Source organism: Corallococcus sicarius, from assembly GCF_003611735.1.
GTDB lineage: Bacteria > Myxococcota > Myxococcia > Myxococcales > Myxococcaceae > Corallococcus > Corallococcus sicarius.
The window spans coordinates 1-21319 of record NZ_RAWG01000047.1; the positions used below are offsets into that span (position 1 = coordinate 1).

A 21319-nucleotide genomic window follows, 5' to 3' on the forward strand; every position below is an offset into this window, starting at 1 on the left:
GGCGGCTACCAGTACAGCCGCTTCTGCGAGAGGTACGGGCGGTGGCTGGCCGCCTCCAGCGTCACCCTGCGCCAGGAGCACCGCGCCGGGGAGAAGTGCTTCGTGGACTTCAGTGGGGACGGGGTGCGGGTGGTGGACGCGGCCACGGGCCAGGTGCGGGTGGCGAAGCTCTTCGTGGCGGTGCTGGGGGCCAGCAACCTGACGTACGTGGAGCCCGTCTTCAGCGAGGACGTGCCCACGTGGGTGGGCTGCCACGTGCGGGCCTTCGAGTACTTCGGCGGTGTCACCGAGTTGGTGGTGCCCGACAACCTCAAGTCAGGCGTCACCCGGGCGCACCGGTACGAGCCGGACTTGAACCCCACGTATGCGGACCTGGCGCGGCACTACGGCTTCGCGATTCTGCCCGCGCGCCCGCGGCGGCCTCGGGACAAGGCCAAGGTGGAGGTGGGCGTGCTGCTGGCGGAGCGGTGGATTCTGGCGGCGCTGCGCCACCGGAACTTCACGTCGCTGGCCCAGGTGCAGGAGGCGGTGAGGCCGTTGCTGGAGAAGCTCAACACGCGGCCCATGCGCAAGCTGGGCACGTCGCGCTGGGAACTCTTCGAGCAGGTGGAGCGCACCACGCTGCGGACCCTGCCGGCGCGGCCGTACGAGCTGGCCTTCTGGAAGAAGGCGCGCGTCAATATCGACTACCACGTGGAGCTGGAGGGCCACGGGTACAGCGTGCCGTACACGCTGGTGGGCAAGCCGGTGGAGGTGCGCCACACGGAAGGCTGCGTCGAAGTCTTCCTCGGGGGCCGCCGCGTGGCCAGCCACGTGCGCAGCCTGGAGAAGGGGCGCTTCACCACGCAGCCCGAGCACATGCCCGCCTCCCACCGGCAGCACGCGGAGTGGACACCCTCGCGCCTCATCCGCTGGGCCGAAGGCGTGGGCCCCTCGTGCGCGAAGCTGGTGGAGGAGCTCATGACGAAGCGGCCCCACCCGCAGCAGGGCTTCCGCTCGGCGCTGGGCGTGCTGCGCCTGGCCGACGAGAAGAAGTACGGCAAGCCTCGCGTGGAGAAGGCGTGCGCCCGCGCCCTGCGCCACCGCGCCATCAGCTACAAGTCCGTCGTCGCCATCCTCCAGCACCGCCTCGAGGACACCGACGAGACGACGGCCGACAAGGGCCCGCTGCCCGAGCACGAGAACGTGCGCGGCGCCCACTACTACCACTGACAGCACGCGTGGCTTGACGGCCGTGCGCGGACATTCCCCGGCGGTGCTGGTCCTGAGTCTCCCAGCATCGGAGGTGGCCTGCGCGCGCCCTGGCACCAGGGCGCGCGCAGGCCGGACGACGAGACCGAAAGAGAGCAAGAGATGCTGGTGGACCAGACGCTGGAGAAGCTCAACGCGATGAAGCTGCACGGCATGGCCAACTACCTGCGCAGCTGGGTGGAGAAGCCTGGCGACAAAGGCCTGAGCGCCACGGACCTGGTGGGCCTCTTGGCGGACGCGGAGTGGATGTACCGGGAGAACAAGAAGCTCACCTCGCGCCTGCAGCACGCGAAGCTGCGCCAGCAGGCGTGCCTGGAGGACATCGACTACGCCCACGCCCGGGGACTGACGAAGCCGCAGGTGCTGGAGCTGTCCACCTCGAAGTGGGTGGCCGACAGGCAGAACGTGCTGCTGACCGGACCTACCGGCGTGGGCAAGAGCTACCTGGCGTGCGCGCTGGGACAGAAGGCGTGCCGTGACGGCTACAGCGTCGTGTACCGCCGCGCTTCACGCCTCTTCGATGAGCTGGCCCAGGCCCGCGCGGACGGCACGCACCCGCACGCGCTCAAACGGCTGGCCAAGGCCCAGGTGCTCATCCTCGACGACTTCGGCCTGGAGCCGCTGGGCTCGGCGGAGCGCAAGGAACTGCTCGAAGTCTTGGAGGACCGCTACCACCAGTCCTCGACGGTGGTGACCTCCCAACTGGAGCCCAAGGACTGGCACGCCGTCATTGGCGACGCGACGCTGGCCGACGCCATCCTCGACCGGCTCGTCCACAACGCCCACCGCCTCCGGCTCGCCGGAGACTCCATCCGCAAGGCGGACGCGAATTTGACGAAGGCTCGTAAGCAGGTGAAGTGATGGAACGTCCCAGCGTCGCTGACGCTCCGACTGCTCGCCTTGGCCGGAACGGCTGCTCGGCTTGAGCTGGAATGGGTGCTCACCATCGCCGGAATACGCACTTCGAGTTCCATCCGGGGCTGGGGCCCACGGAAGCGGGCATGTTCCGCCTGTTCCGAGTGAACTTGCGGACTCCGCCGAGTGTCATTCTCCCATCGCAGACCCAGCAGACGCTCCCACACACCGGAGACTGGCGGAGTACACAGTGGCAAGAGGGGCAGGAAGGTGTGCTGTACGTTCTCCGCGACAAGAAGAGCGGGGAGCTTTTGAAGGTGGGCAAGACAGAAATCGCTACGTGGGAAGGTCGATTCGAGCCCTACGCAAGGGCCGCCAGGAGGACGGGACGCGAGCTTGAGCTTGATACGTGGACCGTGCCGAAGGACTCATCGCGGTCCATCGAATACCTTGAGGCGCAGGTGCGCGCTCAGCTTGAAGGCCAGGGGCACAGACTTCCATGGGATAACACAGGCGGCCGACTTGGACGGCCCGGTCCCGGCGTGCCAGGCGTCTATCAGTCCACCACCGCGGAGCAGGGCTACGTGTGGGACGGCGAGACCTACGTGAAGACGGGGGAGGGCAGTAAGTGAGCGAGGACGGCCTTGGCGAGGACATTTCGGACGGGTTCTGGTCCATCATTGAGCGCGCGGGCCAAGACCGCCTGAAGTTGCGGGATATCTTGTGGGACCTGTCCGAAGAGGAGGTCGCCCGCTTCCACAAAGAGTTCGTGCTGGCCACCTCCGTGCTCAGGGGCGAGCCCTTCGACGCCTTGCTCTACGAGGCCGGTGAATCCGAGGATGGCGTGATGGACGTCGCCTACTGGGTCGTTGCGCAAGGGCGTGCGCTCTACGACGCAGTGCTCAAGAACCCCGACTCGATTCCGCGCCACGTCCACGTAGGGGACCCCGCTCTCATGCATCACATTCCGGGAAGGGTGTTCTACGAGCGGTTCGGCAAGGAACTGGACTTCTACTGAGCCGGGTCGAGCCCTGCCTTCCGAGCGCGTGCTCACGGTCATGACGTAGCGCTGACTGCGACGTCGATCCACCCGCCCGCTCGGTCCCGACGACGAACTGCTTCGCACGCTCTTGCCCGACGAGGAGGCCTGACCGTAAGCGGCGGCCTTTCGGGAGGGGCCCATGGTCCTCACAGGCCCCGCCGAAGCCGCCTAGAACAGCGACATGCCCAGCGTGATGCTGGTCAGGAACCCACCGTGCTGGGACAGGTCCAGCGCGGCCCGGGTGAGGAAGTCCTGCTGCCCGCCGTCGCGCACGGTCCAGTTGTCCTCGCGCAGCCGGAAGCCCCAGCCCACGCGCAGGCCCAGGTACATGGGCCCCATCGCCTGGCGCAGGCCGATGGCCGCCGTCGCCACCGGCGTCATCAGCATGTCCGTGTAGCGGACCTCGCCTCCGTTGATCTCCGTGGTCGCCTCGCCGCCCAGGTTGAAGCTGGTGCCCGCCTCCACGAAGGGGCTCGTGGACACCTCGCCAAACGGATACAGCCGGACCAGGGGACCCACGCGCAGACCCCACGCGCCCGTGCCGCCGCTCACGTTGAGGCCCAGCCACGGCGCCACCCGGTACTCCAGCTCCCCTCCGAAGATGCCCGACGGGCTGTTGAAGCCCAGCGCCACGCCCAGGTCCAGGTTCGTCCGGCCACGGCGGCGGGAGGGACGGCGATCCACCGAGTCGGAGCTGTCGCGCCCCATCGAGTCCTGCGACATCCCATCCGTCATCGGCGCATCCACCGCCGCGAACTCCGGGCCCTCCGCGCTCCGGTACTCCCGTGACCCGGGCTCCTCCGGGACCCGCGAAACTTCCGGCGCCTCCGCGACCACCGCGCGGCCGTTGCCCGTGGACGTCCCGCCGCCCTCCGCCGTGGCCACCGGCACCTCCTGGCGCGGGACGACCTCCATCTTCCCGGCCTCCGCGAGCAGCGCCTGCGCCATCGCCACCGAGCCCTTGTCGCTCAGGCTGGGATTGACGAACTCATAGGAGAGCGTCTTGGTGCGCACCGGCTTCTCGGTTGTCTGCAATTGATAGCTCAGCCGGTACTTCTTCCCCGCGCGCGTCACCTTCGCGGTGATGATCAGGTCCGCCGCCCCTTCTGCCTCCGGATCCACCACCAGCTCGGCGGAGCCCGTCTGCCGCAGCGCCTCGTCCAGGCCATACCGCGTCCGCGCCTCCACCGTGGGAGCGCTCAGCCCGTCCGCGTCCACCTCGCTGCTCACCTGCGTGAGCTTCAGGTGCAGCGGGTCGGCCAGGGACGACAGGGGCAACAGGGTCGCGGCCAGCAGCATGCTGGCACGCACCCGGAGAGCACTGGGGCGCATGAAGGGGTCCTCGAAAGGGTGTGGGAAATGAGGCGAACCACCAGACGGCCCGACGCTGTCGTTATTCACCGGCAGCGGACCGTCCGCGGCGCCCCGTGTCGGCGTGAGCCACGGGCGGCGTGATACCTTCCACGCCTCCGCGCGCGCTCACGAGTCCTGTCCCCATGTCCAGCCCCTGGTTCGACGTCCCCTATGTGTTCTGCCGTCTGCGCATGACCGTCTCGCATGCCTTCCGGAAGAAGGAGCCTGGACAGGAGAAGGATCCCCTCTTCACGTCGCACAGCACCGACTACGTCATCGTGGGCACGTTCCAACTTCAACGCATGCCGTTCAGCGTGCGCCCCACCTTCTCCAACCCCAAGGTGAGCCTCCGGGTTTCGGGTTGGTCGCTGTCGGGGATGTCGGGGGGGAAGGGGTCGGGCGCCTGGGAGACGGGCACGCGGAAGGATTTCACCGGAAACACGACACCGGGCTCCGTCAACCTGGAAATCTATCCAGACGAAGGACACCAGACCAACTTCCATACCCGGGACGATGACAAGTTTGGAATCAAGCTGGCGACCCACTCCTGGGAGCGCAGCAGCACGGGCTTCAACCAGGAGGCGCGTGACACGGAGGAGGGCCACATCAGCTTCTTCCTCCAGCAGCCCTTCCCGGCGAAGCCGGGCGAGGTGCGCCTCAAGGACAAGCTGCCCGACCTGCTGCTGAACACCCCCTTCTGCCTTGCCGTCACCGCCTGTGAGCCCCCCCGCATCTCCGGCTCCTTCCGCCTCACGCCCGGGCTTCCCGCCTTCCGCATCGTGGACGACACGGTGGACCAGAACCCCATCCCCCACTGCCGCGTGCGCGTGCAGTGCCCGGATGGCGTGGCGCGTGAGTTCGTCGCAGACGATGCGGGGGAGGTCTTCATCCCCCGCTCCGGCAAGGAGGTCTACACGCTGCTGGAGGTCCTGGAGGACGCCGCGCCCGTCTCCCTGTCGCGGCCCGTGGGTTGGACCGTTGAATCCATGCCGGCCCTGCCCTGAACCTCCTCCTCGCGAGACACCCTCCGACCCATGCCGAATCTCGACGCGCTGCTGAAGGACACGATGCTGCTGACCGCGGCACCCGGAGCGCCGTGGAAGGACTTTGGCGGCGACAAGGTCCACGCCGAAGCCTCCGCCACCCGGAGCGCCGGAGCGCCGGAGCGCCCTGGGCCTGGTCGTGCTCGTGGCCATCACGGTGGGCCTGCTGGCCGCGCTGCGTGAAGGGGACTACTCCGTGCGCGGCCGGGGCGAGCTGCCGGGCGACCCATTGGGTGAGGTGCTCCTGGAGGTCAACGCGCTGGGGGACACGCTGCGCGAGCAGCGGCTGGGCGCGATGGAGGCGGGCGCGCGGCTCGGGCAGGTGATGGAGGCCATCGACGTGGCGGTGCTCGCCTTCGACGCAGCGGGCACGCTCAAGCTGGTGAACCGCGCGGGCGCCCGGCTCGTGGGCCTGCCGCGCGCGCAGCTGCTGGGACAGCGGGCCGAAGCGCTGGGCTGCGGGGAGCTGCTGGAGGGCCCCGCGCCGCGCAGGCTCACGCGCGCCTTCGCGCAGGAGGGCGGCCCCTACGAGCTGTGGCGGGGGATGTTCCGGGAGGGCGGCCAGCCGCACCAGCTGGTGGTGCTCACGGACCTGCGTCTGGCATTGCGCGAGGAGGAGCGCGAGGCGTGGCGCCGGCTGGTGCGCGTGCTCAGCCATGAAATCAACCACTCGCTCACGCCCATCCAGTCCATCGCGGACGCGCTGAAGGACCTGGTGGCCCAGGTTCCGCGCCCCGCGGACTGGGAGGAGGACACGCGGCATGGGCTGGGCATCATCGCCCGCAGGGCGGAGTCCCTGGCGCGCTTCATGTCCGCCCACGCGCGGCTGGCCCGCCTGCCGCCGCCCACGCCGGGCACGGTGGAGGTGGAGCCCTGGGTGCGGCGCGTGGTGGCGCTGGAGCCGCGCCTTGTGGTGGCGGTGCGCTCCGGCCCCGCGCTCACGGTGCCAGGGGATGGCGACCAGCTGGAGCAATTGCTCATCAACCTGGTGCGCAACGCCGTGGACGCGGTGCTGTCCAATGAAGGGGGCGCGGGCGGTGTCTGGGTTTCCTGGGCGGTGCACGCGCCCGGCGCGGTGGAGGTCTGGGTGGAGGACGAGGGCCCGGGCCTGGCGGACACCGCGAACCTCTTCGTGCCCTTCTTCACCACCAAACCGCAGGGCAATGGCATTGGCCTGGCGCTCAGCCGGCAGATTGCCGAAGCGCACGGCGGCAGTCTGCGATTGGAGAACCGCACCGACGGGCGCGGCTGCCGCGCTCGGCTCAGGCTCCCGCTGGACGCTCCGCGCGCGTGAAGCCCGGCTTGGAGGACTCCAGCGGCTCGGGGTCCGGCGCGACCAGCTGGTAGAGCAGCGCCGTGGCCGCCCAGAAGAACAGCGCGCTGAAGCTCACGTAGACCAGCCGGGTGCCGGGCCAGACCTGGAGCGGGTGGTGGAACACCTCCGCCGCCACGAAGCCGCCCAGCCACTGGCCCGTCCAGCACAGCGCGGTGGCCCACAGCACCCGCTGCCAGGACGCCACCCGCAGCGGCCGGAACCAGTACTTGTGCAGGGCCCACAGCACCAGCACCGCGCCGCTCCACATCCCCAGGCTGACGATGGAGAACCAGCGGTGCGGCGACTCCGGGTAGACCCAACCCCAGTCCCCGTTCATCCACCGGAACGCCACGTTCTGCGACAGCTCCAGCAACCAGAAGCACGGCGCCAGGAAGAGCAGCTGCACCAGCAGGACCCGCCGCACCATCTCCACCAGGCCCCTGAGGAGCTGCCCATACGTCCAGGTCAGCTTGATCATTGGTCCCTCCTCGGTTGCGGGTGGGTGCAGTGCTCCATGAGAAGAACGCGCTAGCCTTTCTTTCTTGATTTATTTGATTGCACGGTCTGCCCGGTTGCATCCCACCCAAGCAATCCCAATGGGTTGGATGGCCATTGCGCGCGCGGGCCTACTCAAAGACGGACAGCTCCGCGAGCGACGAGAGCCCGACGAGCCGCGTGCCCCCTCCGAACGTAAGGGTTTCCACGGACAGCCGGACGAAGCGGACGGGCGCGCCGTCGGCGAGGGGCGCCTCGGCGAACACCGACGTCTCGATCCCCAAGGCCAGGGGAAGGTCTCCATAGGGAGAGTCCTCTCGCGTGAGCGAGAGGTACTGCGAATACATGAAGCGGAGCGCGTCGGTGCTCCGCTCGACCTCTCGCACGACGGTCCGGGTGAGCGGCCGCCACTGCTTGCCGTCCTCGCTGCCCTCCAGCAGGAGCCACTCCTTGCCTTCATAGCCCTGGAGGTAGCGCAGGCCACGCACCACCGCGTGGCGGGGGAGCCCGGACCGGGGCAGGGAGAAGACGAGGGTGAGCGACTGCGAGGCGGTCACCTGGGTCTCGACGTCCACGGACTCCAGCAATCCGTCCGTCCAGGGGCAGGTGCCAGGGAAGTGGGACTCGCAGGTCGCGCCCCGGCTCAGGGGGCGCAGGGCCCCGGCGGGCAGGGGCTCGTGCGCGGTGCGCCACTCCACCCGGAAGTCCACGCCGCCAGGCTCTCCGCCCAGGGGGTCGAAGTACCATGCGCCCACGCTGGCGGCGCGCAGCTGCACCCGGGGCGCGGCGAAGTCCTCCAGCACGTAGGGGGACGCGGTCCACGGGGACGTCGTGACCCGCTGCTGCCACAGCGGCGCGTCACCCGTGGTGAGGAACACCCTGGGCTCCGGGGGCGAAGGGAGGAGGGGCTGGGCGGTCCCGTCGTCGAAGACGAGGTCCCCGAACCTCGCCGTCTCCGGCTTCGCCAGCGGCGCGGGCGCGGGCGGGAAGGCCACGGTGGTGCCCTGGGGCCCTGACTCCACGCGCGGGTGGGCGTCCCACGGCTGGAGCGTGGGCAGCTCCACGTCGTCGTCGATGTAGAGCAGGGCGAACATGCCCCGCCCCGCCTCGTCCAACGGCAGCCCCACCCGCAGCCGGGCCTTCTCCTGGCCGTAGTCCACCTGCTTCATGGAGTCGCCGGAGAGCAGCTCGAAGGTGAACTCGCCCCGGGCGTCGGTGGTGGTGGTGTCCAGCGGCGCGTAGCCGCCGTCCTGCTGGAGCTCGAGCGTCAGCGACTGGCCGGCGTGCGGCGTGCCGTCCGGCTGGAGCACGCGGCCGTAGGCGAAGATGGGGTCCTCCGGGTAGCGCTCGCAGCCGGTGAGGGTGAAGAAGGCCAGGAGGCCCAGACCCAGGCGCAGGAAGGGGAGCGGTGCGTGGCGCATGTCAGTAGGTCGCCTTGAGCCCGAAGAGGGGGACGATGATGGGAATCTGGAGGGGGGCGCGCGTGGGCTCGACGCCCTCCGGGCCGTCGAAGCGGTACTCGTAGGCGATGACCTCCTGCTGCGCGGAGAGGTTGAGCACGTCCAGCGACGCGTCCAGCGTGAAGTCCTGGTAGGCCCACGACTTCGCGATGCGCGCATCCACGCGGAAGAACGACGACAGCCGGCCAGCGCGGTCCAGATCCTGGCGCACCCAGTTGCGCGAGTCGTCCGGCCCCTGCACGTAGCGCTGCGACTGCGAGGTGATCTGCCCCGACTCCGGGCGGCCGGTGTTGAAGTGCACCACCGTGCCCACCGTCCAGTTGTTGCCGAACTTGTAGCTGAGCGCGGCGTTGAAGACGTGCGCCTGTTCGAAGGCGAAGGGCAGCTCTCCCTCCACCGTCTCCACCACCCGGTTGTCGTCACCGTAGCGGGAGAAGCGCACCTTCCGTCGGCTCTGCAGGAAGCTGTAGGACACCCAGCCGAACCAGTGATTGCCCAGCGGATGGCGCGCCATCAGGTCCAGGCCGTAGGCGTAGCCCGTCGTCGCGGGGTCCGCGCCCAGGCTGCCCCGGCGCCGGCGGTTCTCCGCCACGTCCAACAGGTCGAACTCCACCGCGCGCGACAGCGGGTTGAAGTACGCGTCCGCGCTCAGCTCCAATCCCTCCAGGGCCTTCCACTCCGCGCCCACGTCGAACTGCGCGCCGGACTGGAGGCCGTAGCGCAGGCTGGCGGTGTCGATGGCGGGCAGGTGCAAGAGCACGGTGGGCGGCTGGTGGAACAGGCCCGCGCCGCCCTTGAGCGTGAGGGTGTCCGTCAGCGAATGGCGCACGGACAGGCGCGGCTCCACCGCGGTGAACGTCATGCCCGGCACCAGGTGGTACGCGTCCACGCGCAGGCCCGGGGACACCACCCACTTCTCGGTGGGCCTCCAGGTGACGGACGCGTACGCGCCGGAGAAGGTGGCGATGGCGGAGGGCCGCTTGAGCGGATCCGCTTCGTCGGAAGGCTGCCAGCCCGGGGGCCGCGCGGTGCCGGTGATGGTGGTGGCCGAGCGGCGGTTCTCCACGTCCGCGCCCACCGCCACCTCCAGCGTGTCGGTGAGCACGCGGCGCCATGCGGTGCGCGCGGCGAGGCTCGTCTGCTCAAGGCCGTACTCGCCCACGGACTGGCGGACGAGGTTGCCTCCAGTGAGCTGCGTCTGCTCGCCGACGAGGCCCAGGCCGTCCCAGCCCAGCGTGACGCCAAGCTCGCCCTCTCCGCCCGCCAGCGGGTGCGTGCCGCGCAGGTCGATGCGGTGGAACCGGGACGTGACGCCGCCCCCCTCCGCGGCTTCCTTCAGCTCGGGCGACAGGCCCACGTCGTCGGAGCTGCCCAGCGCGAACAGGCGCAGGCGGCCCTGGCCCACCTTCTGCTCCACGCGCGCCTGGTAGTCCCAGAAGCCCGCGCGCAGCTGCTCCGCGCCCTTGTTGTTGAGGGCGTTGGCCGCCAGCGAGATGAGCAGCGCGGAGTAGCTGACGCGGCCGGCCAGGCTGACGCTGGTGCCGGTGGAGGCGAAGGGCTGCTCGATGAAGCCGCCCGCGTTGAGCAGGTCCGCGTACGCGGTGAAGTGCAGCCGGTCCTCGCGCGGCCGGCTGAGACGTCCCTCCACCGCGCCCCCCAGCAGGCGGCCGAACTGCACCGGCGGCGCGCCCGGATGGAAGTCCACGGTGTCGATGAAGTCCGGGTGGATGACCGCGGGCCCGAGCAGCAGGTGGTACAGCATCGGGATGCGCACGCCGTCGAGGAAGAACCCGGTGGCCGCCGGCTGGCTGCCGCGCACGACGGGGTAGCTGATGCCGGACGCGAGGCTGCCCACGCCGGGCATCAGCATCACCACGCGGAAGGGGTCGCCCTGCGTGCCGGGCACCTCGCGGATCTCCTGCTCGTGCAGGCTGATGCGGGTGACCTCCGTGCGCGGGCGCTCGTCGCGCACCACGGTTTCGTACGGGTTCACCACGCGCGGCTGGAGGCGGTAGACGACCTGGAGCGTCTGGCCCGCTTCCAGCTTCTCCTCGAAGCTTGTCGTCGCGTGGCCCGGCGCGCGGACCTCCAGGCGGTGCGCGCCCGGCGTCACGTCCACCGTGAAGCGGCCCTGCGCGTCGGTGGTGCCCGCGGGCTCCGGGGCCCCGTCCACGAAGAGGGCCGCGTCGGCCAGGGGCCTGCGGGTGCCCCGGGCGCGCACCTCGCCGGTGAGGCGCGTGGTGGCGGCGGGGACCTGCACGGGCGGCGTGAAGCGGTAGAGGAAGGGCAGGCGCACCGCCACGGGCAGACCGCCCAGCGTGGCCGGGGTGAAGCGCAGGCCCGGGGCGGCGGCGAGCGCCGCGTCGGTGAGGCGCGGCTCGGAGGCGGCGCGGACCACCTTCGTCTCCGCGACGCGGCCGTCCACGTCCACCAGCAGCTCCAGCTCCACCTCGCCCGGGGTGCCCTCCAGCCCTTCGGGCCACGCGGCGGGCGCGTCGGCGGTGAGGGTGGGGGGCACGAGCGCCGTGTCACCCGCGTCCGGGGAGAGCCCCAGGCGCTGGGCGTCCTCGGCGGAGAGGGTCTGCCCGCCGTCGGTGGACTGGATGTCCACCTCCACCGCGCGCAGCTCGCTGGTGGAGGACGGAACACCCTGTGCGCGCGCCGCGGTGCCGAGCAGCAGCACGAAGGCGGACCCCAGGAGGAAGGTGCCGGGGAGCCCCATCGCTGGACGCTTCAACACCGGCGCCCCGCGAAGCTGTCACCCGTGCGTCTCGGACCGATGCCACCCCTGCGTGCAGCCATGCGGGCCACCCAGATGCAACCGGCGCTCCTCCCCCGGCCCTGGGTGGAAACGCCGATAAATGCCTTCATACGGCCTTAGCAGGCAATCCGGGCAGTGCATTCTTGCTGAAACGCTACCGGCCCCAGGTCCCAGGCCGGCGGGCCTCCCCCGCGCGCACCGTCATCGCCCCCCGGTTCCGCCAGTCCGTCCACCGGGGCGGGCGCCCTGTGCGCGCGTGCACGCGGGAGTGGGCCCGCGGTGTGTGCCCCTGGAGCCGTGCACAGGGGCGTCGTTACAGTTTTTCAAGTCGAGTGGAAGCCTCGGCCAGGGTTTCCGGGGGAGGGCGCATGCGCACGCCGAAGGATGAACTGCTGCTCGAGGCGATGGACCATGTGCTGTCAGCGCGGACGCTGGCGACGGTGGAGGCGCTGGCCCGGCTGTACCGGATGCTGGATGTGGAGCGGGTGGCGGAGGACGAGAACTACGCGGTGTTCGCCACGGCGTTGTCGCGCAGGCTGGAGGGGCCGACGGGGGCGTTGCATCCGTACCGGGCCTCGGACGTGGATGGTGGGGCGCCGCAGATCGACCTGTTCCGCAAGTTGATGAAGCACCTGCCGTTGGCGTCGGCGGCGGACGCGGTGGCGAACACGCTGCTCGCGGGCTTCCTGCGGGGCCACGCGGAGGCGACGCTGCTGGACGTGGGCATCGGCCAGGGGCGGCAGGAGTGCAACCTGCTGCGGGCGCTGGCGGCGGCGGGCGCGCTGCCCCGGCACCTGACGGTGGTGGGCGTGGACCCGAGCGGGGACAGCCTGTGCGAGGCGCGGCAGGCGCTGATGGCGGTGGCGCGCGAGGTGGGGCTGTCGCTCGGGTTCGAGGCGGTGGAGTCGCCGGTGGAGGACGTGGCCCCGGCGACGTGGGCGCGGTGGCGCGGGGTGCGCAGGCCGCTGGTGGTGAACGCGGCGTTCGCGCTGCACCACGTGGCGGAGGGGGCGTCCCGGGAGGGCGAGGCGCGCGACAGGGTGCTCGGGAGGATTGCGTCGCTGGAGCCGGTGGGCGTGGTGTTGTGCGAGCCGAACGTGGACCACCACCGGGCCCCGGCGCGTGAGCGATTGGCCAATGCGTGGCATCACTTCTCCCGCGTGTTCCAGTTGCTGGATACGCTGGAGGTGCCGGGCGACGAGCGCCGCGCCATGAAGCGCTTCTTCGGCCGGGAGGTGGACGACATCGTGGGCACGGTGAACGAGGCGGAGCGGTGCGAGCGCCACGAGACGGCGACGTCGTGGTGGGAGCGGCTGGAGCGCGCGGGCTTCACGCCGGGGGGCGGAGTGGAAGTGGTGCGTCCTCCGGGGATGCACCCGGCGGTGGGGCTGCGCGCGGAAGGCGGCACGGTGGGCATCACCTTCCGGGACGACGTGTTGGTGGCGGTGCTGGCGGCGGTGCCGAAGGAGGGCGCGTGAGTGAGCTGGAGGCGCTGGCGCCGCGGGTCATCGCGCGCTGTCGGGAGGTGGGGGTGAGGCTGGTGCTCGCGGAGGCGTGCACGGGAGGTCTCATCACGGCGGCGCTGACGGACGTGCCGGGGGCGTCGGCGGTGGTGGAGCGCGGCTATGTGCCGTACTCGAACGAGTCGAAGGGGGAGCAATTGGGGGTGCCGCTGGCGCTGTTGCAGGCGCACGGGTCGGTGAGCGCGGAGGCGGTGGTCGCGATGGCCGCGGGGGCATTGGAGCGTTCGCGGGCGGACTGGGCGGTGGCGGAGACGGGCATCGCGGGGCCCGGAGGTGGGACGGAGGCGAAGCCGGTGGGGCTGGTGTTCGTCGCGGTGCACCGACGGGGCGGTGAGGCGGTGGTGGAGCGCTACGTGTTTCCCGGGGACCGGCGGCAGGTGCGCCAGGCCGCGGCGGCGAGGGCGCTGGCCCTCCTTCTGGAGCGGGTGAGCGTGGAGTCCTGAAACCTCGGGCCATCCCGGAGGCCATTGGTGCATGCGGGCCGGATGGGTGAAGAAGGCTCCAGGAAGGGAGCGCCCGATGTTTCGAATCGACGTGGATCGCGCGGAGTCCATCGTGAGCTTCGCCCTGGAGGGCTACATCCGGTTGGAGGAGATGGAGCGCTTCGTGGTGGAGCTGAAGGCGGCGACAGACACGGTCGCGGGGCAGCCCATCAAGATTGAAGCGGACCTGCGCACGTTCCGGCCGGCGTCGCCGGAGGCCGCGGACCTCATCCGTCGCGTGCAGGAGTACGGCCTGCGCTCCGGGGTGACGCGGGTGGCGGAGCTGGTGCAGAACCAGATTGTGGCGTTGCAGCTCAACCGGGTGGCTTCAGGCAGTGGGACGGACAAGATCCTCCGCCGCTTCTGGCAGGAGTCCGCGGCGCGCACCTGGCTGTTGAATGGAGACGCGGAGCTGGGGGTCGCGCTCCAGGTCTGAGGGGTGTCTTTGATCTGGCGTCAGCCCGTGGTGTGACGGCTCACCCGTTCAAACCCAATCCCACCGCGAGCAGTCCCGCGAGCGCGGCATACAGCGGCACGTTGAGCGCGAATGTGAGCCGGTTGATGCGCCGGAAGCGCGCCTGCTCCGCGTCCGCGAACCACACACCGTCCTCGCCCGTGGTGCGTCCCTCGACGGCCTGGTGGAACAGCGCCGCATAGGCGACCTCCACCACGAGGGTCACCAGCACCAGCCCCACGAGCGCCAGCGCCCACAGGTCGCGCCCATCGAGCGCTCCCGCCCACTTCTCCCCCGTGTACACGAGCCCCGCCCCCACGAGCGCGATGCACCCCAGGTCATGCCCCACGCCATACGGTGGCCGCCAGTTGCGAGACACGTAGAGCATGTAGAGCTCCGCGGCCCCGCGCAGCCACATGGACACCGCGAAGGACCCCAGCACGATGCGCGCCTCGAAGGGCACGGACGCATCCAACGCCACCAGCGGGCACACGAGGAACCAGAGGAAGACCGCGTACAGCAGCCACGCCACCTTGGGCCCGGAGATCCGCCCGCCGCGCCCGCCTCCTGCGTTCTGCCTGCGCCGGAAGAACACCGCCGCGCCCGCGCATGCGAGCAGACACAGCACCAGCAACACGCGGGTCGAAGCAGAGAGCATCAGGAGGAGCGCGGCCGGCACAAGAGGTTCGGAGGCGACTTGTAGCCCAGGAAGTCCCAGTGACACAGTCACGAGGAGCGTCTGTCGAAGCAGGCAGCGCCATGTAGTATCCGCCGCGAAGGCGGATGCCATGAGCGTTGAGACCCCGGCGGCAGCGCTGCCCACCCCCCGCATCACCCTGTACGGCTGGGTCTTCCCCCGCTGGAACGACCCGCGCCTGCCCTTCGCGGCGTTGCTCACGCTCTATGGCGTGCTGGGCTTCACCTTCTTCGGCTTCAACCGCAGCCCCGGGCAGATGGCCTTCCTGGTCGTCTCCGGCACGCTGCTGGACGCGGCGCTCGGCTGGCTGCTCAAGCGGCAGAAGGTGGTGCCGCTCTCCGCGTACATCTCGTGCTGCTCGTTGGCGCTGCTGCTCAACTACTCGCACGCGAGCACGCTGTTGTGGCTGCCGGTCTGGCTGGCCATCGGCTCCAAGTACGTGCTGACCTTCCAGGGGCGCCACGTCTTCAATCCGTCGATGTTCGCGGTGGCGGTGTCGCTGCTCGTCACGCGCGAGCTCATCACCGCGGCGCCCGCCTACCAGTGGGCCAACGGCGAGGTGGCGCTGTCGGCCTTCATCGTGATGGCGGCGCTGGTGTTGTTCTTCTTCCGCGTGGGGCGGGGATGGCTGGTGGTGAGCTTCCTCGGCTTCTACGCGCTCCAGACGGCGCTGCGCGCGTTCATCCTGCGCCACCATCTGCCGCCGGAGGTGCTCTTCCTGGGCACGCTGGGCGCGCCCTCGTTCTTCATCTTCGTCTTCTACATGCTCACCGACCCGGCCACGTCGCCGGGGACGCGCAAGGAGCAGGTGCTGCTCGCCCTGGCCATCACCTGCGTGGACCTGGTGCTGCACTTGAAGGAGAGCGTCTACACGTTCTTCTACGCGGCGCTCACCGTGGCCACCTGTCGCTTCGTGTTCATGCATGCCCGGGCGGCATGGCGGGCGGGGGGCCGGGAGTCGCTGCGCCGGCTCGGGTCGCCGGACGTGCTCCGGCGCGTGGGCGTGGTGGGAGGACTGGGCGCGGTGCTGGCCACGGGGCACGCGGTGATGGCCGCGCCCGGTGAGCGCTCGGCGCCGCTCGCGTTCCACCTGGACTCGCAGGACGTGGCGCGCGCGGGCCTGTCCTCCACGATGGGGAACACGCTGGAGGAGTTGGATCCGCGCGTGGCCCACGTGGCCAAGTGGCTGGTGGCGGTGGGAGATGCGGTGGCCACCGGGGACTTCGACGGGGACGGACGGTTGGACCTGTTCCTCACGCACCCGCTGGGCACGCCGGAGCACCACGCGGGCCTCTACCGCAACCTGGGCGACCTGCGCTTCGAACGGGTCGCCGTGCCCGCGCTGGAGCGCTTCGCCACCCGCTACAAAGAGGAGGGGCTGGCGGGCGGCGGCACCTTCGTGGACTGGGATGGGGACGGAGACGCCGACCTCGCGGTGGCGGTGGCCTTCGGGCCGGTGCGGCTGTTGCGCAACACGCTGCGCGAGACGGGGACGGCGGGCTTCGAGGACGTGACGGAGGCGGCGGGGGTGACGGACCACGCGGTGAGCCTGGGGCTCACGTTCCTGGACTACGACCGGGACGGGCACCTGGACCTGCTGGTGCTCAACGCGATGACGACGCACCTGCCGGACTATCCGACGCCCACGCCGCTCAACCTCTTCCAGCTCCCCGCGCCGGAGTACACGGGGGATCGGCGGATGCTGCGCTTCATGCACGACGGCTGGCACGACGCGAACAACGGCGGGCACAACGCGCTGTACCGGGGACGCGGCGACGGCACGTTCGAGAAGCAGGACGTGGTGGCGCTGGGCCTTGAGCAGACGCACTGGTCGCTCGCGGTGAGCACGGTGGACCTGAACCGCGACGGGTGGACGGACGTCTACGTGGCCAACGACTTCGGGCCGGACGACGTCTACCTGAACGAGGGCGGGCGCCACTTCCGCCACCTCGTGGGGAAGCGCTTCGGCGAGGTGGGCCGCGACACGTACAAGGGCATGAACTCGAGCGTGGGCGACTTCGACCGCAACGGGTGGTTGGACGTGTACGTGTCCAACGTGCACCACGCGCTCCAGGCGGAGGGCAGCCTCCTGTGGATGGTGGGCCCGGGCGAGGACCCGTTCGTTCCCCGCTTCAAGGACGAGGCCACCTTCCGGGGTGCGCTCAATGAGCGCCGCTTCGGTTGGGGCGCGGCGGCGGGGGACCTGGATGGCGACGGGTGGCTGGACCTGGTGCAGGCGAACGGCATGGTGGATGCGCGGCTGGACGCGCCGAAGTGGCGCATTCCGGAGGGTCAGCGCAACGACTACTGGTACGTGAACCACAAGCTGATGCAGTCCGGCCCGGAGGTGCACACGTACGCGGACAAGTGGGGCGACATCCGGGGTCGCGTGCTCTATCCGAACGAGGCACGCCGCGTGTATCTCAACCTGGGCGACGCGCGACCGGGACACTTCGTGGACGTGGCGCGGGAGGTGGGCATCGACGCGCCGGACAACTCGCGCGGCGTGCTGATGGCGGACCTGGACGATGACGGGGACCTGGACGTGCTCGTCACGAACCAGCACGCGCCGGTGTCGCTGTACCGCAACACGCTGCGCGCGACCGCGCCGGCTGCGCACTTCGTGGGGCTGTCGCTCGTGGGCGACGGCCAGCGCACGCACCGCAGCGCGGTGGGCACGCGCGTGGTCATCTCCTACGAGGAGGGCGGGCAGCGCGTGGAGCAGGTGCGCGAGGTGGGGCTGATGGGAGGCTTCTCCGCATCGGCGGATCCCCGGCTGCACTTCGGCCTGGGCTCTCATGCGGGGCCGGTGAAGGCGATGATCCACTGGTATGGCGCGGAGCCGCAGGAGGTGATGTTGGAGGCGGACCGCTATCAGGAAGTGCGTCAGCCCGCCGGTCCCACGGCTCGGCGCGGAGGACGCTGAAGCGATGCTCTCCGCGATGAAGGGCACCACCGTGCGGCGGGAGCAGCTGGATGCCGACACGCGGGCGCGGATGCTGGCGTTGATGCAGTGCTGTTACGTGGGCGTGAGCGCGGAGCGCTTCCAGGAGGACCTGGACGCGAAGCAGTACGTGTTCCTGCTGCACGCGCGGCGCACGGGGGAGTTGGTGGGGTTCAGCACGGTGCGCCTCGCGGAGGAGGGCGGGGTGGAGGTGCTGTATTCGGGCGACACGGTCATCCACCCGGACTGGTGGGGGCACAAGACGTTGCAGGTGGTGTTCGGCCGGTTGCTGCTCGCGCGAAAGCTGCGCAGGCCGTGGCGGCCGTTGTACTGGCTGCTCCTGTCGGGCGGTTACAAGACGTACCTGCTGGCGGTGAACTACTTCCCGCGCACGCACCCGCGCCGGGACTGGGCGCCTCCTGCGGGCCGCTCGGAGTTCCTGCACGGGCTGGCGACGCGGTGGTTCGGCGCGCAGTACGACGCGGGCCGGGGCACGCTGCGCTTCGACGGGGCGCACTACCGCGTGCGCGACGGCGTCTCGCCCATCGACCGGGACGCGGCAGGGCATCCGCACATCGCCTACTTCGCCGAGCGCAACCCGGGCCACGGCGACGGCGAGGAGCTGGTGTGCCTGGTGGAGATCCGGGGCTGGGACCTGCTGCGAGCGCTGGGGCGCAGCGTGTGGGGACAGCTTCGCCGTGGGGCTCGCCGTGAGCGTGATGCCTCACGGATCCGCGTGGGGACGTGAAGTGCGGAGCCCCGCCGTGATGCAGCGAAGTTCCCACGGAGACGTCAGATGCTGACTTCGCGCGGGATGCTGTCCGCGACGCTGGCGGCGCTGACCCCGTCCGCGCTGCGCTTCCGTCACGCGCTGCGAGCACCGGAAGCCGCGCAGGCGGAGTGTCTGACGCGCGTACTGCGAGCAACAGAAGGCACGGTGCAGGCGGGACGGATACCGCACTTCGGATCCGTGCGGACCGCGCGGGAGTTCCAGGACGCGGTGCCGGTGTCCACGCCCGACGCGATGGCAGGGGACGTGGAGCGCATCGCCCGGGGAGAGGCCCGCGTGCTCACACGCGAACCCGTGCTGCGCTTCGAGCTGTCCGGCGGTTCATCCGGAGCGTCCAAGCCCGTGCCCGTGACACGCGGCCTGCTGGGCGAGTTCCAGCGTGCATTGGCGCCCATGCTCCACGAAGTGCTCCTGCGTCGCCCCGCGGTGCGCGAAGGGCCGAGCTACTGGTCCATCTCCCCACTGGGGCGCAAGCAGCAGCGGACGGAGGGAGGCATCCCGGTGGGCTCGGCGGAGGACAGCGCCTGGTTCCCGCGTCCATTGCAGCCGCTGCTCACGCGCGTCTTCGCGGTGCCCGGAGCCGTGGGACAGGCACCGCACGTGGAGCCCTGCCGCTACGTGACGCTGTGGTTCCTCGTGCGGTGCGCGGACCTGTCCCTGGTGAGCGTGTGGAATCCCAGCTTCCTCACACTGCTGATGGACGCACTGGCGCGACACGGAGAGCGGCTCGCGGAAGACCTCGAGCGCGGCACGCTGAGACCTCCCGAACATGACGCGGACGGTGTGCCCCTCTCTGGAGACACCACGGCAAGCTGGAACGCGTTCGTGCAGGGACTCCAGGGGGCGCGCGACCTGCCAGGAGCCCACGCACTCCGCGCCGCCCTGCGAGAAGGCGTGTCGTCCGCGCGCACGCTGTGGCCGAAGCTCGCGTTGCTGAGCATGTGGACGGACGCCCAGGCGGCGCACGCGGTGCCTGCCGCATGTCGTCGCTTCGAAGGCGTGGAGGTGCAGGGCAAGGGCCTGCTCGCCACCGAGGGCGTCATCACGCTGCCCCTCTTCGATGCACCCGCGCCGGTGCTCGCGGTGCGAAGCCACTTCCACGAGTTCGCGGATCCGGAGCGCCCGGACGCGCGTCCCCTCCTGGCGCACGAGCTGACGGTGGGCCGCGCCTACGCGGTACTGCTCTCCACGTCCGGCGGACTGCTGCGCTACCGACTGGGGGACCTCGTTCGCGTGGAGGGCTTCGTGCACGCGACCCCCTGCCTGCGCTTCGTGGGCCGCGCGGACGCGGTGACGGACCTGGTGGGCGAGAAGCTCTCCGCCGCGCGAGTCACCACGGTGCTGGACGCGCACCTGGGCACTCCACGTCCCGCCTTCGCCATGCTCGCGCCGGAGTGGGGGACGCCACCGGCCTACCGCCTCTTCGTGGAGACGGACGCACCACTGGAGCCCCTGGCCGCGGCCGTGGAGCGCGCGCTGTGCGAGGGCCACCACTACCGCTACGCGCGCGAACTGGGACAACTGGGCCCGGTGCGCGCGGTGCGTGTGCGGCACGGAGCCCGGCGCTACGAAGCACGCTGCATCCAGTTGGGACAGCGCGCGGGCGACATCAAGCCCGTGGACCTGCACCGTCAACCGGGCTGGTCCGACTGGTTCGCGGGAGCACCAACATGAACGCACGTCATCCGCTGAGTCCCCCTCACGCCCGCCCCGCGGTGGACCTGGAGGCGGAGGCCGACCTCGCCCGCTGCGGGGCGCTGAAGGACTTCTGGTACGTGGCGTGTCTCTCCACGGAGCTGCCCGCGAACAAGCCCGTGGCGCGCACCGTCTTCGGCACGGGCCTGGTCCTCTTCCGCGGACAGGACGGAGTGCCCACCGCGCTGCGCGACCGCTGCCTCCACCGCAACGCGCGGCTGTCGAAGGGGGACGTGTTCCACGGACGCCTGGGCTGCCCGTACCACGGCTGGGTCTACGACGCGTCTGGCGCGGTGGTGGAGATCCCCGCGCTCGGGCCGCCACAGCGAGGCGAGAAGCTGGACGCGAGCGCCTGCGCGCACGAAGGCCTCAAGCCCGCGCCCTGTGACCTGGGACGACTCGCGCGCTTCCCCACGCGCGAGCAGGACGGGCTCGTCTACGTCTACCTGGGCGAGGACGTGACCCAGGCCCGAGCCGAACCCTTCCGCGTGCCCTACTGGGGCGAGCGCGGCTGGACCGTCTACTTCATGGTGACGCGCTTCGCGAACGGCGTGACGAACCTGGTGGAGAACTTCATGGACGTGCCGCACACGTCCTTCGTGCACCGGGGCTGGTTCCGCAACCCCACGCGCAAGCGCGTCCCCTCCACGGTGAAGCGTCACGCGGGCCGCGTGCGGATGACGTACCTCCAGGAGGAGGACGCGCTCACGGGCCTGGGCCGCCTGTTCAACCCGCGCGGCCTGCCGCTGGTGCACACGGATGAGTTCATCGTGCCCAACATCACCCGCGTGGACTACCAGTGGGGTGACAGCGGTTTCGCCATCAACTCGCAGTGCACGCCCATCGGGCCCACGGACACGCTCGTGTACACGGCCATCAGCTACCGGCTGCCGGTGGACCTGCCGGGCGCGTGGGTGGGCCGCGCGCTGACGCCCTTCGTGCGCTGGTACACGCGCCAGGTCATCCAGCAGGACGTCGTCATCATGGAGACGCAGCGCCAGGGGCTCACGGACGGGCCCGGGGGCGGCGTGTACTCGGGCACGGAGGCGGACCTGCACCACGCGGACGTGGAGGCCTACCGGCGTTGGCTGCGCGAAGGCGCGCGGGGCCCCGGTCCCGAGGACGCGGAGCGCGACGTGGTGTTCTGGGTGTAGCCCCG

The 21319-nt window shown here is 70.6% G+C and carries 17 protein-coding genes; 12 read left to right on the forward strand and 5 right to left on the reverse strand.

Annotated elements, in window-relative coordinates:
* The 3 genes from istA to D7X12_RS10085 form a co-directional block, all read left to right on the forward strand.
* A partial coding sequence (gene istA, locus D7X12_RS10070) for an IS21 family transposase (RefSeq protein WP_120625051.1) occupies positions 1 to 1212 on the forward strand: 1212 nt, incomplete at its 5' end.
* Between the two features lie 141 nt (positions 1213 to 1353).
* The gene (istB, locus tag D7X12_RS10075) at positions 1354 to 2112 is read left to right on the forward strand and encodes an IS21-like element helper ATPase IstB (RefSeq protein WP_120625052.1); all 759 of its coding nucleotides are present in this window, start codon (positions 1354 to 1356) and stop codon (positions 2110 to 2112) included.
* A 622-nt stretch (positions 2113 to 2734) separates the two neighbouring features.
* Positions 2735 to 3124 carry a DUF4240 domain-containing protein gene (locus D7X12_RS10085; protein ID WP_120625054.1) on the forward strand — a complete coding sequence of 130 codons (390 nt, stop codon included), beginning with the start codon at positions 2735 to 2737 and terminating at the stop codon, positions 3122 to 3124.
* Positions 3125 to 3316: 192 nt separating this feature from the next.
* Here the strand turns inward: D7X12_RS10085 and D7X12_RS10090 are convergent, their stop codons facing one another.
* Positions 3317 to 4480 carry a hypothetical protein gene (locus tag D7X12_RS10090; RefSeq protein ID WP_147443595.1) on the reverse strand — a complete coding sequence of 388 codons (1164 nt, stop codon included), beginning with the start codon at positions 4478 to 4480 and terminating at the stop codon, positions 3317 to 3319.
* A 164-nt stretch (positions 4481 to 4644) separates the two neighbouring features.
* Here D7X12_RS10090 and D7X12_RS10095 point away from each other — a divergent pair, with 164 nt between their 5' ends.
* Together D7X12_RS10095 and D7X12_RS10100 are read left to right on the forward strand one after the other, a co-directional pair.
* A complete protein-coding gene (locus D7X12_RS10095) occupies positions 4645 to 5505 on the forward strand; it encodes a hypothetical protein (RefSeq protein ID WP_120625056.1) in 861 nt (286 codons plus the stop codon).
* Positions 5506 to 5608: 103 nt separating this feature from the next.
* A complete protein-coding gene (locus tag D7X12_RS10100; protein ID WP_244224463.1) occupies positions 5609 to 6838 on the forward strand; it encodes a sensor histidine kinase in 1230 nt (409 codons plus the stop codon).
* Here the strand turns inward: D7X12_RS10100 and D7X12_RS10105 are convergent.
* The 3 genes from D7X12_RS10105 to D7X12_RS10115 form a co-directional block, all read right to left on the reverse strand.
* Positions 6807 to 7337 carry a hypothetical protein gene (locus D7X12_RS10105; RefSeq protein ID WP_120625057.1) on the reverse strand — a complete coding sequence of 177 codons (531 nt, stop codon included), beginning with the start codon at positions 7335 to 7337 and terminating at the stop codon, positions 6807 to 6809. The genes D7X12_RS10100 and D7X12_RS10105 overlap by 32 nt on opposite strands.
* Before the next feature lie 148 nt (positions 7338 to 7485).
* The gene (locus D7X12_RS10110; RefSeq protein ID WP_120625058.1) at positions 7486 to 8775 is read right to left on the reverse strand and encodes a transthyretin-like family protein; all 1290 of its coding nucleotides are present in this window, start codon (positions 8773 to 8775) and stop codon (positions 7486 to 7488) included.
* Position 8776: 1 nt separating this feature from the next.
* The gene (locus D7X12_RS10115) at positions 8777 to 11536 is read right to left on the reverse strand and encodes a TonB-dependent receptor domain-containing protein (RefSeq protein ID WP_120625059.1); all 2760 of its coding nucleotides are present in this window, start codon (positions 11534 to 11536) and stop codon (positions 8777 to 8779) included.
* Positions 11537 to 11943: 407 nt separating this feature from the next.
* Between D7X12_RS10115 and D7X12_RS10120 the strand changes: the two genes are divergently transcribed.
* The 3 genes from D7X12_RS10120 (at position 11944) to D7X12_RS10130 (ending at position 14016) form a co-directional block, all read left to right on the forward strand.
* Positions 11944 to 13053: a GRAS family protein gene (locus D7X12_RS10120; RefSeq protein ID WP_120625060.1), complete on the forward strand. Its 1110-nt coding sequence runs from the start codon at positions 11944 to 11946 to the stop codon at positions 13051 to 13053.
* Entirely contained in the window at positions 13050 to 13541 is a 492-nt protein-coding gene (locus D7X12_RS10125; RefSeq protein WP_120625061.1) for a CinA family protein, read from the forward strand. Before D7X12_RS10120 ends, D7X12_RS10125 begins: the two co-directional genes overlap by 4 nt.
* Positions 13542 to 13617: 76 nt before the next feature.
* On the forward strand, positions 13618 to 14016 hold the full coding sequence (locus D7X12_RS10130; RefSeq protein WP_120625062.1) for an STAS/SEC14 domain-containing protein: 399 nt from the start codon (positions 13618 to 13620) through the stop codon (positions 14014 to 14016).
* 40 nt (positions 14017 to 14056) lie between these two features.
* On the opposite strand, the gene D7X12_RS10135 is transcribed toward D7X12_RS10130, so the two are convergent.
* Positions 14057 to 14692: a hypothetical protein gene (locus D7X12_RS10135; RefSeq protein WP_120625081.1), complete on the reverse strand. Its 636-nt coding sequence runs from the start codon at positions 14690 to 14692 to the stop codon at positions 14057 to 14059.
* Positions 14693 to 14822: 130 nt separating this feature from the next.
* Here D7X12_RS10135 and D7X12_RS10140 point away from each other — a divergent pair, with 130 nt between their 5' ends.
* Genes D7X12_RS10140 through D7X12_RS10155 form a run of 4 tightly spaced genes read left to right on the forward strand, consistent with a single transcriptional unit; the run spans position 14823 to position 21314 of the window.
* Positions 14823 to 17657 carry an FG-GAP-like repeat-containing protein gene (locus tag D7X12_RS10140; RefSeq protein WP_120625063.1) on the forward strand — a complete coding sequence of 945 codons (2835 nt, stop codon included), beginning with the start codon at positions 14823 to 14825 and terminating at the stop codon, positions 17655 to 17657.
* Positions 17658 to 17661: 4 nt separating this feature from the next.
* A complete protein-coding gene (locus D7X12_RS10145; protein ID WP_120625064.1) occupies positions 17662 to 18423 on the forward strand; it encodes a hypothetical protein in 762 nt (253 codons plus the stop codon).
* Positions 18424 to 18471: 48 nt separating this feature from the next.
* Positions 18472 to 20139: a GH3 family acyl-acid amido synthetase gene (locus D7X12_RS10150; RefSeq protein ID WP_244224464.1), complete on the forward strand. Its 1668-nt coding sequence runs from the start codon at positions 18472 to 18474 to the stop codon at positions 20137 to 20139.
* Positions 20136 to 21314, forward strand: a complete 1179-nt coding sequence (locus D7X12_RS10155; protein WP_120625065.1) for an aromatic ring-hydroxylating dioxygenase subunit alpha — start codon at positions 20136 to 20138, stop codon at positions 21312 to 21314. Before D7X12_RS10150 ends, D7X12_RS10155 begins: the two co-directional genes overlap by 4 nt.
* The last annotated feature ends 5 nt before the right edge of the window (positions 21315 to 21319 follow it).